General features: G+C 70.6%; 20 protein-coding genes. 8 read left to right on the top strand and 12 right to left on the bottom strand.

Features of this window, described 5'->3' with window-relative positions; all coding sequences use genetic code 11:
* Positions 1-80 precede the first annotated feature (80 nt).
* A complete protein-coding gene (gene upp / locus CVS47_RS13030) occupies positions 81-713 on the bottom strand; it encodes a uracil phosphoribosyltransferase (protein WP_127096465.1) in 633 nt (210 codons plus the stop codon).
* Between the two features lie 63 nt (positions 714-776).
* Between upp and tadA the strand changes: the two genes are divergently transcribed.
* Positions 777-1,244, top strand: a complete 468-nt coding sequence (gene tadA, locus CVS47_RS13025) for a tRNA adenosine(34) deaminase TadA (RefSeq protein ID WP_277600939.1) — start codon at positions 777-779, stop codon at positions 1,242-1,244.
* A 14-nt stretch (positions 1,245-1,258) separates the two neighbouring features.
* Here the strand turns inward: tadA and CVS47_RS13020 are convergent, their stop codons facing one another.
* From CVS47_RS13020 to CVS47_RS13010, 3 genes are all read right to left on the bottom strand, one after another.
* Positions 1,259-2,188 (bottom strand): LLM class F420-dependent oxidoreductase, encoded by a 930-nt coding sequence (locus tag CVS47_RS13020; RefSeq protein WP_127096464.1) that lies wholly within the window; start codon positions 2,186-2,188, stop codon positions 1,259-1,261.
* 4 nt (positions 2,189-2,192) lie between these two features.
* The gene (locus CVS47_RS13015) at positions 2,193-3,158 is read right to left on the bottom strand and encodes a cation diffusion facilitator family transporter (RefSeq protein WP_127096463.1); all 966 of its coding nucleotides are present in this window, start codon (positions 3,156-3,158) and stop codon (positions 2,193-2,195) included.
* A 129-nt stretch (positions 3,159-3,287) separates the two neighbouring features.
* On the bottom strand, positions 3,288-4,400 hold the full coding sequence (locus CVS47_RS13010; protein WP_127096462.1) for an alpha/beta fold hydrolase: 1,113 nt from the start codon (positions 4,398-4,400) through the stop codon (positions 3,288-3,290).
* Between the two features lie 136 nt (positions 4,401-4,536).
* Here CVS47_RS13010 and proC point away from each other — a divergent pair, with 136 nt between their 5' ends.
* Positions 4,537-5,385 (top strand): pyrroline-5-carboxylate reductase, encoded by an 849-nt coding sequence (gene proC, locus CVS47_RS13005; RefSeq protein WP_127096461.1) that lies wholly within the window; start codon positions 4,537-4,539, stop codon positions 5,383-5,385.
* 225 nt (positions 5,386-5,610) lie between these two features.
* On the opposite strand, the gene CVS47_RS13000 is transcribed toward proC, so the two are convergent.
* The 3 genes from CVS47_RS13000 to CVS47_RS12990 are packed head-to-tail and all read right to left on the bottom strand — an operon-like array spanning position 5,611 to position 8,141.
* Complete coding sequence (locus CVS47_RS13000) at positions 5,611-5,994, bottom strand: nuclear transport factor 2 family protein (RefSeq protein WP_127096460.1); 384 nt, start codon at positions 5,992-5,994, stop codon at positions 5,611-5,613.
* A gap of 43 nt (positions 5,995-6,037) precedes the next feature.
* Positions 6,038-6,709 carry a potassium channel family protein gene (locus tag CVS47_RS12995; protein ID WP_127096459.1) on the bottom strand — a complete coding sequence of 224 codons (672 nt, stop codon included), beginning with the start codon at positions 6,707-6,709 and terminating at the stop codon, positions 6,038-6,040.
* The gene (locus tag CVS47_RS12990) at positions 6,702-8,141 is read right to left on the bottom strand and encodes a TrkH family potassium uptake protein (protein ID WP_127096458.1); all 1,440 of its coding nucleotides are present in this window, start codon (positions 8,139-8,141) and stop codon (positions 6,702-6,704) included. The genes CVS47_RS12995 and CVS47_RS12990 overlap by 8 nt, the downstream gene beginning before the upstream one ends.
* 65 nt (positions 8,142-8,206) lie before the next feature.
* On the opposite strand from CVS47_RS12990, the gene CVS47_RS12985 reads away from it, so the two are divergent.
* The 6 genes from CVS47_RS12985 to CVS47_RS12960 all read left to right on the top strand — a co-directional run bounded on the left by CVS47_RS12985 (position 8,207) and on the right by CVS47_RS12960 (position 10,161).
* A complete protein-coding gene (locus CVS47_RS12985) occupies positions 8,207-8,611 on the top strand; it encodes an ArsR/SmtB family transcription factor (RefSeq protein WP_127096457.1) in 405 nt (134 codons plus the stop codon).
* A gap of 113 nt (positions 8,612-8,724) precedes the next feature.
* Positions 8,725-8,916: a helix-turn-helix domain-containing protein gene (locus CVS47_RS12980; protein WP_127096456.1), complete on the top strand. Its 192-nt coding sequence runs from the start codon at positions 8,725-8,727 to the stop codon at positions 8,914-8,916.
* A gap of 83 nt (positions 8,917-8,999) precedes the next feature.
* Positions 9,000-9,098 carry a 30S ribosomal protein bS22 gene (locus tag CVS47_RS12975; protein ID WP_003792170.1) on the top strand — a complete coding sequence of 33 codons (99 nt, stop codon included), beginning with the start codon at positions 9,000-9,002 and terminating at the stop codon, positions 9,096-9,098.
* An 82-nt stretch (positions 9,099-9,180) separates the two neighbouring features.
* Positions 9,181-9,474 carry a rhodanese-like domain-containing protein gene (locus CVS47_RS12970; RefSeq protein WP_127096455.1) on the top strand — a complete coding sequence of 98 codons (294 nt, stop codon included), beginning with the start codon at positions 9,181-9,183 and terminating at the stop codon, positions 9,472-9,474.
* Between the two features lie 97 nt (positions 9,475-9,571).
* On the top strand, positions 9,572-9,862 hold the full coding sequence (locus tag CVS47_RS12965; RefSeq protein ID WP_127096454.1) for a glutaredoxin family protein: 291 nt from the start codon (positions 9,572-9,574) through the stop codon (positions 9,860-9,862).
* Positions 9,859-10,161 (top strand): Dabb family protein, encoded by a 303-nt coding sequence (locus CVS47_RS12960; RefSeq protein WP_127096453.1) that lies wholly within the window; start codon positions 9,859-9,861, stop codon positions 10,159-10,161. The genes CVS47_RS12965 and CVS47_RS12960 overlap by 4 nt, the downstream gene beginning before the upstream one ends.
* A gap of 3 nt (positions 10,162-10,164) precedes the next feature.
* Here CVS47_RS12960 and CVS47_RS12955 read toward each other — a convergent pair whose 3' ends face one another.
* The 5 genes from CVS47_RS12955 to CVS47_RS12935 all read right to left on the bottom strand — a co-directional run bounded on the left by CVS47_RS12955 (position 10,165) and on the right by CVS47_RS12935 (position 14,628).
* Positions 10,165-10,347: a YegP family protein gene (locus tag CVS47_RS12955; protein ID WP_127096452.1), complete on the bottom strand. Its 183-nt coding sequence runs from the start codon at positions 10,345-10,347 to the stop codon at positions 10,165-10,167.
* Positions 10,348-10,653: 306 nt separating this feature from the next.
* Entirely contained in the window at positions 10,654-11,760 is a 1,107-nt protein-coding gene (locus CVS47_RS12950; protein WP_127096451.1) for an ABC transporter ATP-binding protein, read from the bottom strand.
* Positions 11,757-12,551, bottom strand: coding sequence for an ABC transporter permease (locus tag CVS47_RS12945; protein ID WP_127096450.1), 795 nt, complete (start codon positions 12,549-12,551; stop codon positions 11,757-11,759). The genes CVS47_RS12950 and CVS47_RS12945 overlap by 4 nt, the downstream gene beginning before the upstream one ends.
* Positions 12,548-13,489 carry an ABC transporter permease gene (locus CVS47_RS12940; RefSeq protein ID WP_378790348.1) on the bottom strand — a complete coding sequence of 314 codons (942 nt, stop codon included), beginning with the start codon at positions 13,487-13,489 and terminating at the stop codon, positions 12,548-12,550. Before CVS47_RS12940 ends, CVS47_RS12945 begins: the two co-directional genes overlap by 4 nt.
* A complete protein-coding gene (locus CVS47_RS12935; RefSeq protein ID WP_127096449.1) occupies positions 13,486-14,628 on the bottom strand; it encodes an ABC transporter substrate-binding protein in 1,143 nt (380 codons plus the stop codon). Before CVS47_RS12935 ends, CVS47_RS12940 begins: the two co-directional genes overlap by 4 nt.
* Positions 14,629-14,795: the final 167 nt, after the last annotated feature.

The following is a 14,795-nucleotide window of genomic DNA, read 5'->3' as shown; positions in this document are numbered from 1 at the left end:
CGACGTCTCCGCTGCGCAGAGCGCCGATCGCCGGGCAGCACGACGTGCCGCCGCCCTGAGGGGTCGACGGGCGGACGAGGTCAGACCGTGCCGTAGAGGCGATCGCCGGCGTCGCCGAGTCCGGGCACGATGTAGCCCTTCTCGTTGAGCCGCTCATCGAGCGCGCCGAGGACGAGCGTGACGTCGCGACCCTCGACCTGCTTCTCGATGGCGGCCACGCCCTCGGGAGCCGCGAGCAGGCAGATCGCCGTCACGTCCTTGGCACCCCGGCGGAAGAGGAAGTCCATCGCCGCGCCGAGCGAGCCGCCCGTGGCGAGCATCGGGTCGAGCACGAAGCACTCCCGGTCGCTGAGGTCTTCGGGCAGGCGCTCCGCGTAGGTCGTCGGCTCGAGGGTCTCCTCGTTGCGCGCCATGCCGAGGAAGCCGACCTCGGCGCTCGGCAGCAGCTTGACCATGCCGTCGAGCATGCCGAGGCCCGCGCGCAGGATCGGCACCACGAGCGGGCGCGGATCGCCGATGCGCACGCCGATGGTCGAGGTGACCGGAGTCTGGATCTCGACCGGCGTCACGCGCACGTTCCGGGTCGCCTCGTACGCGAGCAGCGTGACGAGCTCCTCGGTCAGCTGGCGGAACACCGGCGACGGCGTGCGCTGATCGCGCATCACCGTGAGCTTGTGAGTGATGAGAGGGTGGTCGGCCACGTGGACGCGCATGACCCCAGGCTATCGGGTGCCGCCCCGATCGCCCCGGGCGCGGGTGCGCAGTACCGTGAGGACGTGAGCCTGCCCACCGCCGCCGACGACCTGACCGCGATGCGGCGCGCGCTGCAGCTGGCCGCGGTTGCCGGTGCGGAGGGCGACATCCCCGTGGGGGCGGTGGTGACGGATGCTGCGGGCACCGTCATCGGGGAGGGCCGCAACCTGCGCGAAGCCACCCATGATCCGACCGCGCACGCGGAGGTCGTCGCGCTGCGGGAGGCCGCGGCATCCCTCGGCTCCTGGAACCTCGCGGGGAGCACCCTCGTCGTCACGCTCGAGCCGTGCCTCATGTGCGCCGGCGCCCTTCTGCAGGCGCGCATCTCACGCCTCGTGCTGGGGGCCTGGGACGACAAGGCCGGCGCGGCCGGCTCACTCTACGACGTGGTGCGCGACCGGCGTCTGCCGACGCGCGCGGAGGTCGTCGGCGGAGTGTGCGCGCCGGAGTCGGAGGCCCTGCTGCGCGACTTCTTCCTCGCGCGGCGCTGAACCCGGGCCCGTCGTCAGCGGGGGAGGAGCGGAAGCACCTCGGTGCCGAGGAACTCCACCTGCCCGACGTCGCGCATGTCCATGAGCTGGAAGTAGACGCGGTCGGCGCCGAGGTCGACCAGGCGCTGCACCTTCTCGGCGATCTCCTCGGGGCCGCCCACGATGTCGACGCCGTTGCGCACCTCGTCGGGGTTCTTGCCGATCGCCTCCGCGCGGCGGCGGAGGTCGCCCTCGTCGGCGCCGGCCAGCGTCGGCAGCGCGACGGACAGCTTCAGCGTCCCGGGGTCGCGTCCGGCGCGCTCGCACGCCGCCCGGACGTTGGCGAAGCGGTCGGCGATCTTCTCCTCCGGCTGGAAGCCGATGTTGAACTCGGTCGCGAAGCGCGCGGCCAGCTCCGGCGTGCGCTTCGGGCCGGCGCCGCCGATGATGATCGGCACGCGCTCCTGCACCGGCTTCGGCAGCGCGGGGGCACCCGCGAGCGTGTAGTGCTCGCCGGCGAAGTCGAAGGTCTCGCCGATCGGCGTGGACCACAGGCCCGTGACGATCTGCAGCTGCTCCTCGAACGGTCCGAAGCGCCGCTCAGGGAACGGGATGCCGTAGGCGCGGTGCTCCTCGGCGAACCAGCCGGTGCCGAGGCCCAGCTCGACGCGTCCGCCGGACATCTCGTCGACCTGGGCGACCTGGATCGCGAGCAGGGCGGGGAGCCGGTGGGTGGCCGAGGAGACGAGCGTCCCGAGGCGGATCCGCGAGGTCTCGCGTGCCAGCCCTGCGAGCGTCGTCCACGCGTCTGTCGGACCGGGGAGCGGGTCGCCGGGACCCATCCGCATGTAGTGGTCCGAGCGGAAGAAGCCGTCGAAGCCGACCCGCTCGGTCGCCTGGGCGAAGGCGAGCTGGTCGCCGTAGGTGAAGCCCTGCTGGGGCTCGGTGAAGGTGCAGTACTCCATGGCGTCAGGAGGCCGTCGTCCGTGCCGGCGACCCGGGGGCCGCTGGTGCCGGGGCATCCGGTCGGTACACATCCGGTTCGAGGTAGATGACGCGCGCGATCGGCACGCCGGCGCGGATGCGACCCTCGACGGCGTCGATGTCGGCCGAAGCCTGGGCGAGGGTCCGATCGGCGGGGAGGGCGATCTTCGCCGCCACCAGCAGCTCATCGGGTCCGAGGTAGAGGGTCTTGATGTGGATGAGCGTCTCCACCTCCGGGCCCGCCTCGATCGCGGCGACGATGCGGTCGAAGTCGCCGGGGGTGGCACCCTCGCCGACGAGGAGGCTCTTGGTCTCGATGCCCAGGATGATCGCGACGAGGATCAGCAGCGTGCCGATGGCGAGCGTGCCGACCGCGTCCCAGAGCGGGTTGCCGGTCAGCACCGTCAGGCCGACGCCGAGGAGGGCGAAGACGAGGCCGGTGAGGGCGGCGACGTCCTCCAGGAGCACGACCGGAAGTTCGGGAGCCTTGGCGCGCCGCACGAACGACACCCACGACTGGCCCTTCTCGCGGATGTGATTGCTCTCCTTGACCGCGGTGCGCAGCGAGAAGCTCTCCAGCCCGATCGCGATGACGAGCACCGTGATGGGCAGCCAGGCGTTCTCCAGCTCGTGCGGGTGCGTGACCTTGTCGACGCCCTCGTAGATGGAGAAGAGACCGCCGACCGAGAAGAGGATGATCGCCACCACGAACGCGTAGACGTAGCGCTCGCGCCCGTGACCGAACGGATGCTCGCGGTCGGCCGCCTTGCGGGCCTTGCGGCCGCCCAGCAGCAGGAGGAGCTGGTTGCCGGAGTCGGCGACGGAGTGGATCGCCTCGGCGAGCATCGAGGCGGAGCCCGATACGAACCACGCGATGAATTTCGCCAGGGCGATGCCCATGTTCGCCGAGAAGGCCGCGATGATCGCCTTGTTGCCGCCGGATGCACTCATGCCCGCAGTCTATTGACGCGCGGGGTCCGCGGATCCCGCGGTTGACGGGTCAGTCTGCGGAGCGCAGGATGATCGCCTCGGTCGGCGGGTCAGTCTGCGGAGCGCAGGATGATCGCCTCGGTCGGCGGGTCAGTCTGCGGAGCGCAGGATGATCGCCTCGGTCGGCGGTGCCGGGTCCACCGGCGTGCCGAGGTAGCCGATCACCGAGAGCAGTGCCTGGCGGAACTCCGCCGGACGCTCCAGGTGCGGGGCGTGGCCGACGCCCTCCAGCGTGATCTCCGTGACGGCGCCGCCGGCGTCGGTGTAGGCGCCGAGGACGTCGCGGGTCTGGGAGACCATCGGCTGGGCGGGCGCGATCTCGTCGCCGGGCCACTCTGGCACCACGCCGAGGGCGCCGAGGTGGTTGAGATCGAAGAACGACCCGTCGGAGACGATCGCGTCATCGGTGCCGTGGATCCAGAGGATCGGGGGCTTGCGTTCGAGCTCGACGATCGCCGACACGTCGTGGTACCGCGGCGCCATCGTGTTGAGCACGCCGATCGTCCCGGCGGCGAAGCCCGGCCAGTTCTCGCTCGGGACGCCGTCGCCGGGGTAGTTGCCCTCGGCCGTGGACGTGGTGAGCATCGAGTCGACCCAGACATCCTCGTGCTCGCTGGTGTAGCCGGCCGCGACGTACGCGGCCCGGAAGACGCTGCGCGGCGACGTCGGCGCCTCGTCGGTGGTGTCGTGGTCGTTCAGCCGCTGCACGAAGTCGGGGTTCGCACCGCCGCCGCCCGTGCCCGCGTCGTCGTCGGTGAGGCGTGAGCCGTCGCGACGCGTGCCGCCGAAGCCGTAGGGCGAGACGGGCGCCTGCAGGGTGAGGGAGAGAACGGGGTGGTCGAGGGCGTACTGCATGATCACGCCGCCGCCCATCGACCAGCCGACGAGGTGGACGGCGTCGAGCCCGAGCTCCTCGAGGGTCGCGTGGAGGTCGTCGCTGAAGTCGCGCAGCCCCCGCGTCGCATCGATGGGGGAGTGCTCGGTCGCGCCGAAGCCGCGGAGGTCGACCGCGATCACCCGGATGTCGGACGGGAGGTCCTGCATGAGCTCCTGCCAGAAGAGAGAGGAGGAGACGTTGCCGTGCACCAGCACCACCGTGCGCTCGGCGGGTGTCGAGGAGTCGTCGCCCGCGCGCTCGAGGATGCCGACGCCCAGCCGGGACGTCTCGACGATCCGAGCCGTGATGCCATCGAACAGGGTCATTGCGAGGTGCCTCCCGTTGTGCCCTCCGGAGCGCCGCCGCTCCGTGCCCTCCCGACTATAGACCGCACGCCCGTGCGGCTCACGGACCCGCGAGCGCGTCCCGGCACGGGCTCGCGACGGCTTCTAGGATGACGGGATGACCACCGTCGAGGACCGTTCCCTGCCCGCCGTCGCCGTCCTGGGAGCGGGGTCGATGGGCGGCGCCATCCTCCAGGGGCTGGTGGTGTCCGGGCTGCCCACCGGCGGCATCACCGCCACCAACCGCACGCGCGCCAAGGCCGACGCGCTGGCGGGCCTGGCCGGGGTGACGAGCGTCGCCCTCGAGGAGCAGCCTTCGGGGAACACGGATGCCGCGGGATCCGCCGGCATCATCCTGGTGGGCGTGAAGCCGGCCATGGTGCCCGACCTGCTGTCCGAGATCCGCCCGGCGCTCCGCCCCGGCGCCGTGGTGGTGAGCCTGGCCGCGGGCGTGACGATCGCGACCTTCGAGTCGGTGCTCGGCGAGGGCGCACGGGTGCTGCGGTCGATGCCCAACACCCCGGCCGTCGTCGGCAAGGCCGTCACGGGTCTCGCCGCCGGCGCGGGCGCGGATGCCGACGACGTCGCGATGGTCACCCGGCTGTTCGAGACGGTGGGCGCGGTGCTGCAGGTTCCGGAGGAGCAGATCGACCCACTGTCGACGATCTCCGGCTCGGGGCCCGCCTACGTCTTCCTGCTCGTGGAGGCGCTCGCGAGCGCCGCCGTGGGCAAGGGATTCACTCCCGAGCAGGCGCGCCTCATGGCGGAGCAGACCTTCATCGGCGCCTCCGCCCTGCTCGACGCGTCGGGCGAGGAGGCGGCCGAGCTGCGCCGGCGCGTCACCAGCCCGAAGGGCACCACCGAGCGCGCCGTGGCCGTGCTGCAGGGCGCGCACCTCGACGCCCTGTTCGCCGAGGCGACCGATGCCGCGCTCGCCCGCGCGCGCGAGCTCGCCGCCGGCGCCTGACTCGCCGCCGAGTGCTGAGCCGCTGCCTGAGCCGAGCCCGCGCGTGAGCCGAGCCCGACGCGTGAGCCGCTGCAACGCGGGAGTCGAGCCGGCGCGTGAGTCGAGCCCGGCGCGTGAGTCGAGCCCTGCGCGTGAGTCGCTGCAAGGCTTGAGTCGAGCCCGGCGCGTGAGCCGCTGCATCCGGTCAGTCCCGGTGCCGCCGGCGCCAGAGCCGCGCCCGCCAGGTCAATCGCGCCGGCGCATGTACCACTCGGTGAACGAGCGCGCCCGGCCGTCGGGCGCGAGGTCGATCACCCACAGGTTGCGGTAGTCGCGTTCCGACTCGGAGTCGGTGGCGGCGTAGACCGTGCGGCCTTCGACGAACACCCGGTCGCCGTCGAGGCCCGCGAGGTCGTACGCGAAGGAGTAGTCGCCCGGCTCGTCGGCGTGCGACAGCCAGCCGGCGACGATGGCGTCGGCACCCTCCCACGCCGCCGACCAGGGCTCGGTGCGGTACTCGCCGTCGTCGGTGAACAGCGCGCGGATGTCGGCCTCGTCGTTCGAGGCCCAGGCCTTCTCGTAGGCCGCGACCCATGCCCGGGCGGCGGCGCTCACGTGTGTGCGATCCATGATCGGAGTCTGCCCAGGGCCACCGACACCGGCGCGGCGCGACTCAGCGGTCGAGGGAGGCGAAGCGTTCGATGTCGACGTTCGTGCCCGAGACGATGATGAGGTCGTGGTTGGTGACCACGGTGTTGGCCTCGGCGTAGCGGAACGGCTTGCCGGGGCTCTTCACGCCCACCACGGTCACGTTGTACTTCGTGCGCACGCCCGACTCGTTGAGGCCGACGCCGCGGATGAACTTCGGGGGGTACATCTTGGCGAGCACGAAGTCGTCGTCGAAGCGGATGAAGTCCAGCATCCGTCCGCTCACCAGGTGGGCGACGCGCTCGCCGGCCTCGCGCTCCGGATAGATGACGTGGTTGGCGCCGACGCGGGCGAGGATCTTGCCGTGCGACTGCGAGACCGCCTTGGCCCAGATCTGCGGCACCTTCAGGTCGACGAGGTTCGCGGTGATGAGCACGGACGCCTCGATGGAGGAGCCGACGGCCACGACCGCCACCTGGAAGTCCTGCGCCCCGATCTGCTTGAGGGCGTCGATGTTGCGGGCGTCGGCCTGCACGGCATGGGTGACGCGCTCCGACCACTTCTGCACGAGCTCGAGGTTGTCGTCGATGGCGAGCACGTCGCGGTCGAGACGGTCCAGCTCGCCGGCGCAGGCGGCGCCGAAGCGGCCCAGGCCGATCACCATCACCGGCGCATCGCCACGGATCTGCTCACCCAACGATCGGCCTCTCCACCGGCAGCGCGTAGAGCTGCGAACGGGTTGCCGCGGCCACGGCCGCGGCAAGGGTCACTGTACCAATGCGCCCCATGAACATCGTGAGGGCCATCACGTAGACCGCGGGGTCGGGCAGTGTCTCCGTCAATCCGGTGGAGAGTCCCACCGTCGCGAACCCGGAGATCACGTCGAAGAGCACCGTCTCGACCGGCTCTTTGGTGATGTGGGTGATCGTGATCGTCGAGAGGGCGACGATGGTCGCGCCCCATGCGACGACCGACAGGCCGACCCGCTGGACGTCGCTCGGGATGCGCCGGCCGAAGGCCTGCACCGACGGGCGGCCCTTCGCCTCCGACCACACCGCCAACGCGAGCACCGCGAGCGTCGTGACCTTGATGCCGCCCGCGGTGGAGGCCGAGCCGCCGCCGACGAACATGAGCATGGAGCCCACCAGCAGCGACGAGCCGTTCAGCTGCCCGATGTCCACGACGGAGAACCCGCCGGATCGCGTCATGGCGGACAGGAAGAAGGACTGGTAGACGGTGTCCCACGCGTCGCGGCTGCCGAAGGTCGCGGGGTTGTTGTACTCGAGGGCGAGGAACGCGATGGCGCCCGCGAAGAACAGGAGCACGGTCGTGATGATGGTCAGCTTGGCGTGCAGGGTCCACTGGCGGAAGTGCCACTGGTGCCGCCACAGGGTGTAGATGACGGGGAACCCGATCGAGCCGAGGAAGACACCGGCCATCATGACGGTGAGGAAGAAGTAGTCGTACTGGAAGGCCAGGATGCCCTCGGGGTTGGGGGAGAAGCCGGTGTTCGTGAAAGCCATCGCGGCGAAGTAGGGCGCCTCCCACAGCGCGACGAGGGGTTCCACGCCGCCGATCAGCAGGGACGGGTACAGCAGCACGGCGATCCCCGCCTCGATGACGAGCGTCGACAGGGCGACGGTCCGCAGCAGCACGCCGATCTCTCCCAGGCGCACCGTCTGACCCTCGTTGACCACCCCGCCGTGCGCGCGCATCGGATTGGTGTCGCCCGCGGCGATCAGCTTCGCGCGCAGGCCCAGCCGCTTCGAGATGACGAGCCCGAGGATGGAGGCGAGCGTGAGGACGCCCAGCGCGCCGACGTTGACGCCGATGAAGATGATCACCTGGCCGAACGGCGACCAGTAGGTGCCCATGTTGACCGTGGACAGTCCGGTCACGCAGATCGTGGAGACGGCGGTGAAGAGCGCATCGGCGAACGGCGCGGACTGCCCGCTGGCGGTCGAGGCCGGCAGCGACAGCAGGGCGGTGAAGATGAGGATCAGCGTCGCGAAGACGAGGACGGCGAAGCGGGCCGGAGATGCCGTGGTGAGGTCCTGCAGCCTGTCCCACCCGCGGCGGGCGGACGACGACAGACGCCAGGCCCGCGAGCCCCTCGGGTCAGCCGCCATACCTGATCCCCTCGCTCGAAACGTCGGTCATGGTTCTCCGGGAGATGCCCGACTAACCTAAGCACATGGCGGACATCTTCGACGTGATCGCAGACGGCACACGTCGCGACATCCTGCAGCTCCTGCGGGAGCGCGCCGCCTCGGGTGAGCGCGGAACGAGCGTCTCCCAGATCGTCCACCAGCTGGAGGTCAGCCAGCCGACCGTCTCGAAGCACCTCAAGGTGCTGCGCGAGGCGGAGCTCGTCTCCGTCCGCGAAGAGGGTCAGCATCGGTATTACAGTCTCTCGATCGGTCCGCTCGACGCGGTCGACGACTGGCTCATGCCCTTCCTTCTGGACGACATCGACATGGATGCCGCACCGGTCACCCTGCCGGATTCCGCCGCACACGCAGCTGAGGTGATGGGCCGCGCTGCGGCCTCGGCGAAGCACGTCGTCGCCAGCGCCCTCAAGAAGCTCCCGGGCCGCTGAATCGCGGTCGGGCGAGCCTCATACGTCACACAGACCACACAGGTTTACACGAGTGCGATCGCGCCCCTAGAGTGTGGAGCACAGTCATCTGGGGATCGCAGCGGAGGAACGCCATGGCAGAACTGGCCGATGTGCGCTTCCTGACGGTCGCGGAGGTCGCCGAGCTCATGCGCGTGTCCAAGATGACCGTGTACCGCCTCGTGCATGCCGGTGAACTGCCGGCCGTGCGGTTCGGCCGCAGCTACCGCGTGCCCGAATCGGCCGTCACGGCGGCCCTGCACAGGCCCGTCGCCGACGTCGGCTAGACTGACCCGAGGCATTTTTCCGTTTTGCCCGATCCCGGATGCAGGCGATCCTGCGTCCAGACCCCGATCTAGTGAGGTTTTCCGTGGGTTCAGTCATCAAGAAGCGCCGCAAGCGCATGGCGAAGAAGAAGCACCGCAAGCTGCTTCGCAAGACTCGCCATCAGCGCCGCAACAAGAAGTAACGCGGCCGCACCACACTGAGCGCCTGTCCCTAGGGACGGGCGCTTCGTGTATTGTCGCCGCGCCGACAGGAAGGATCCCGCCATGAAGTCGATCACCGTCCAGCAGCTGAACGAGCGCGACGGCGTGCCGCTCATCGACGTGCGCGAAGAGGACGAATTCGCCGCGGGGCACGTGCCCGGCGCCGTCAACCTCCCTATGTCGAGCATCGGCGAGCACCTCGACGAACTCCCCGACGAGCCGTTCGACGTCATCTGCCAGGCCGGCGGCCGCTCGGCACGCGTGGTGGAGGCCCTCGAGGCCCGCGGCTACGACGCCACCAACGTCGACGGCGGCACCGGCGAATGGGCGCAGGCGGGGCTTCCGCTCGAGCGCTGAGCCGCGTGCCGTTCCGACGCCGGAGCGTCACCGGATGGCAGGCGAATCGTCGCCGAGTGTCCGAGCCCGTGTCGGAGAGCGCCCATAGGATGAGGGCGTGACCATCCTCACCCTGATCGGCAAACCCGACTGTCACCTCTGCGACGTGGCCCACGGCATCGTCGACGATGTGATCGCGGGTCTCCCCGAGCGTCTGGCCGACGGCATCGATGTCCGTGAGGCGTCGATTCTCGACGACCCGGCTCTCTACGAGCAGTGGTGGGAGAAGATCCCGGTCATCCTCATCGACGGCGGCCTGCACGCGCACTGGCGGGTCTCGGCTGACCGCCTCCGCGACGCTCTGGTGACGGCATCCGCTGTTCCGACGTCGGCAGGGGTGGCGTCATGAGCCTGCGGCACATCGTCCTGTGGCGGCTCGACGCGGACGACGCCGACACGCGGGCGCTGCACGCCGAAGAGCTGCGCACGCGCCTCGAGGGGCTTCAGGACGTCATCCCCGAGATCGACAGCATTCAGGTCGGCCCGAACGTCGCCTTTCCGGGTGCGAACTGGGACGTCGCGCTCGTGTCGGAGTTCGCCGACGCCGAGGCCCTCGAGCGCTACATCGTCCACCCGGCGCACCAGGAGGTCGTCGAGTTCGTTCGTAGCGTCACGAAGGACCGCGCCGCGATCGACGTTCCGCTCTGAGCCTCAGCGGGTGACCTCGACGGTGTCTGCCGTCGGCGCGTTCTTCTTCACCGACTCGATGCCCGCCTGCGCGGCGGCCTTGGACGAGTACCCCTCGCTGCTGGCGATCACCTGGCCGTTGGTGGCCTTGAGGGTGAAGCGCCAGTGGCCGCCCTTGTCGGTGTAGAGCTCGAACTTCCCGGCCATGGTGCACGCTCCTTCGCGAGGTGGCCACCGGTCCGCTGACCGGCCGCTGGTGCACACGCTAGCGACCGCGCCGCGCGGGCGGTAGGCCGCCCGGCGCAGACGCTGCCGTGCTCGACGCAACCGTGTCCCACTTTCCGCACAACCCCTCGGCGTGTTGTGCGGAAAGTGGGACATGGCCCCGGGCGGGCGCGGACGCCGTACGGCGGAATCTCCGCTCGTCCGGCGGCGCAGACCACCGTGTCCCACTTTCCGCACAACCCCTCGGCGTGTTGTGCGGAAAGTGGGACACGGCCCCGGGCGGGGGTGTCAGGTGCGCGGTCGCACGGCGACGGGCACGGGATCGAGGGCGATGCGCACGCGGTCGTCGAAGGTCACCCGGTCGGAGGCCGCGTGCTGCACGCGGACGAGCGCGCCGTCGAGTGTGCGCACGAGTGTGCGCCGGAAGCTCCCCAGGAATGTGCTCTCCTGAACGACGGCCTCGGTGCCCGAGCCGTCGGCGCTCGAGATGCGCACGTTCTCCGGGCGGAGGAAGACATCCACCTCCCCGTCGGGTGCGGCGATCTGGAGGGGCAGAGGCTGACCCCACACCGTGAGCGCGCCTCCGGCGACGACACCGAGCACCACGCTGGACACGCCCACGAACGCGGCGACCTCGGCGGTCGCGGGGCGGAGGTACAGGTCCTCCGGGGTGCCGATCTGCTCGATGCGGCCGGCGCTCATGACGGCGATGCGATCGGAGACGGCGAGGGCCTCCTCCTGGTCGTGCGTGACGAAGACCGTCGTGATGCCCAGACGCAGCTGGATGCGCCGGATCTCGTCGCGCAGCTGCACGCGCACCTTGGCGTCGAGCGCCGACAGGGGCTCGTCCAGCAGCAGCACCCGCGGCTCTGTCACGAGAGCGCGCGCCAGCGCGACGCGCTGCTGCTGCCCGCCGGACAGCTCGTGCGGGAACCGTTCGGCCAGATGGCCGAGCCCGACCAGCTCGAGCGCCGCGGCGGCGCGGGCCGCGGCATCCGTCCGGTTGATCCGACGACGCCGCAGCCCGAACGCGACGTTGTCGACGACGCGAAGATGCGGGAACAGCGAGTAGGACTGGAAGACCATCCCGATGTCGCGCTTGTTGGTCGGGACGGACGAGACGTCCTTCCCGCCGAGCCGGATCGAGCCGGCGGTGGCCCGCTCGAGTCCCGCGAGCACGCGCAGCGCGGTGGTCTTGCCGCAGCCGGAGGGACCGAGGAGCGAGACGAACTCGCCGGGGGCCACGTCGAGGTCCACGCCGTGCAGCACACGCGTGGCGCCGTAGTCCTTGACGATGCCGGAGAACTGCACACGCGTACCTTCGCCCGCCTCGGCGAGCAGGAGGTTCTCGGACGTGCGCGGAAGGGCGCGCGCGGGGGTGTCTGCGGTGGTCATGAGGACTGCCTCCTGGCGCCGACACGACCGGCGCGGCCGATGATGAGCAGGAGCACGAATGCGAAGGCGAGGGCGAGCAGCGTGGAGATCGCCGCCGCCCACGCGTCCTGCCGGTTGATGAGCACGAGCGCCGTCTGCAGCACCTGACGGTTCAGCAGCGACGCGATGGTGAACTCCCCGAGCACGACGGCGACGGAGATGAGGGATGCCGCCAGCAGGCCCTGCCGGAGGTTCGGCGCGATGACGCGCAGCAGCACGGTGAACCATCCGGCGCCCAGGGTGCGGGCGGCCTCGGACAGCGTGCGGATGTCGACGGCGTCGATGGAGGCCTGGATCGAGCGGTAGGTGAACGGCAGCACGAGGATGCCGTACGCGAAGGCGAGGGTCCACGCGCCGGTGCCGAAGGTGCGGCCGATCTGCAGGTAGATCGGCGCGAGGCCGACGACGAGCACGATCGCCGGGATCGAGATCGGCAGCAGGGCGAGGAACTCGAACCCCCGCCGCAGCTGCGGGAACTTCAGGGCCACCAGCACCATGGTGGGCGCGAACAGCAGCAGGACGAGCAGCACCGTCACGGCCGCGAGGATCAGGGAGTTGCCGAGTCCCGTCCAGATCGGGCGGTACGCGGCCGCGTTGGCCGGATCGAACAGTGCGGCCCAGCGGTCGAGCGACAGCCCGGAGGGCGACTCCAGCGTGTACAGCAGGGTCGCGGCGAAGGGGATCGCGAAGACGATGCCGACGAGGAGGCCGATCAGCCACCGCGTGACCGGCGACGGCGCGAAGCCCCTCACGACTGCCACCGCGCGGCCCGGCGCTGCACCAGGGCGTACAGCGTCATCACCACCGCGACGACGACGATCATGCCGAAGGCGAGCGCGCCGGCGAGGTTCTCGCGTCCGAGGACGGTCTCGCTCGTGAGCGCGGTGCGGATCTGCAGCGGCACGATCTGCGAGCCCTGGCTGGCGAGGGCGGCAGCCGTCGCGTACGACGAGAACGCATTGGCGAACAGCAGCAGCAGGCTCGCGAGGAACGACGGCGCCAGCACGGGCAGGCCGACGAATCGCCAGAAGTTGGCGCGGGTGCCGCCGAGCGTCAGGTGCGCCTCGGCCCACTGCGGCCGCAGCGCGGCGAGGGCGGGCATGAAGGTGATGATCATCAGCGGCACCTGGAAGACGAGGTAGGCGGGGATGAGGCCGGGGAGCGCGTAGATCCAGGCGCCGTCGGCGTAGAGCTCGAGACCGAAGGTCGACGAGAGGAACTTCGTCACGATGCCCTGGGTGCCGATGGCGGCGATCATCGCGAACGCCAGCATCACGCCGCCGAACTGCGCGAGGACACCGGATGCCGCGTCCACCGTGGTGCGGACGATCCCCGTCTCGGGCAGGCCGAGCATGGCGTAGCAGACGAGCGCTCCGACCACGGCCCCGATGACGGCGGTGAGCAGGGACAGCCACGTCGAGTTCCCGAACGTCGTGAGGATGACGGGGTCGCCGAGTGCGGCGAGGTTGTCGAGGGTGAAGGCCCCGTCGCCGTCGAACAGCCCACTGGCGACGGCGAGCACTGTCGGAACGGCGAGGAAGGCCGCGACGTAGAGGGCGAGGGGGACCAGCCCCACCCACGACCAGTCTCGGCGCGCGACGCCCCGCGGGGCCGCAGCAGCAGGCTGCTGCGGCCCGGCGGGGCTCGTCACGCGGTCCAGGCTCGGACCGTCGAGGACGTCGGAGGTCACTGGACCGCCGCTGCCCACTTCTGTCCGAGCAGGGTGCCCGCCGCGGTGGACTGCGCCTCGGTCGGGACGACCGTCTCGGACGGGGCCTCCGGCAGCGCCGCGGCCAGATCCTCGTCGATGGTGCCGGCGTCGGTCATGGCCTCCATGCGCACGGGCCGCGCTCCGCCCTTGAGCCACATGTTCTGCGCCTCGTCGCTGTAGAGGAACTCCTGCCAGAGGCGCGCCGCCGCCGGGTTGGGGGCGTTCTTGTTGATGGCCTGGTTGTAGTACCCGGCGTAGCCCGTTCCGGGGAAGACGACGGTCTTCCACGACGGGACGTCCTTCGCGTGCGTGGCGTTGAGGTAGTCCCAGTCGAAGACGACCGGGGTCTCGCCGCTGGCGACCGTGGCCGTGGTGACGTCGAGCTTGAGCAGATTGCCGCTCGTGTTCAGCTCGCTGAAGAAGTCGATGCCCGGCTGGTAGTCGTCCAGGGTGCCGTCGGTCTGCACGGTGGCCAGGCCCACGGCGGCGAAGGCTGCGCCCGCCTGGGTCGGGTCGCCGTTGAGCGCGACGGAACCGCGGAACTCCGAGCCGAGGAGGTCGTCGAGGCTCGTCGGGGTGGGGAACTTCGCCGAGTCGTAGCCGACGGACATGTATCCGCCGTAGTCGCCGACGAACAGGCCGGTAGGCTCCTTGAGGGCATCGGGGATCTCGTCCCACGTTTGCACCTTGTAGGGGGCGAACTCGCCGGTGTTCTGAAGGGCGACGGTGAGGCCGAGGTCGAAGACGTCGGGAGCGGTGTCGAGGCCCTCGTTGGTCGTGGCCGCCTGGATCTCCTCGGCCGACGAGACGTCCGGCGACTGCTCGTTGACGGTGATCTCGGGGTACTTGGCGGTGAACGCGTCGAGGATTTCGCCGTAGTTGGCCCAGTCGCGCGGGAGGGCGATGACGTTGAGCTGGCCCTCCGCCTTGGCGGCGGCCTCGAGGTCGGCGAGCGTGCCGAAGGAGGTGAGGTCGGAGGCGGTCGCGGCGTCGACTCCGGAGGCGCCCTGGCCGGCGTCGGCCGAGCCACCGGCGCAGCCGGTGAGGATGAGGGCGGTGCCCGCGAGGAGCGCGACGCCGGCACCTCCGAAGCGGGTGAGACGGGCGTGACGGATCATGGTGCTGTTCCTCTCGGTGCTGCCGCCGAGCGCGCGAAGAGGCGGTCGACGATCGGGATGAGAGCACCGTAGGGATGCCGGATGACCGGCGGCACCGGGGGAGGTGAACAGACGGAGAGCGGCGGGTGTCCGGATCGGACACCCGCCGCTCTGCGTCAGCGATGGAT

The sequence above is a fragment of the Microbacterium lemovicicum genome (assembly GCF_003991875.1).
GTDB classification, from domain to species: Bacteria; Actinomycetota; Actinomycetes; order Actinomycetales; family Microbacteriaceae; genus Microbacterium; species Microbacterium lemovicicum.
Note: the sequence above shows the minus strand (reverse complement) of the source record. Positions and strands in the feature narration are given on the sequence as shown.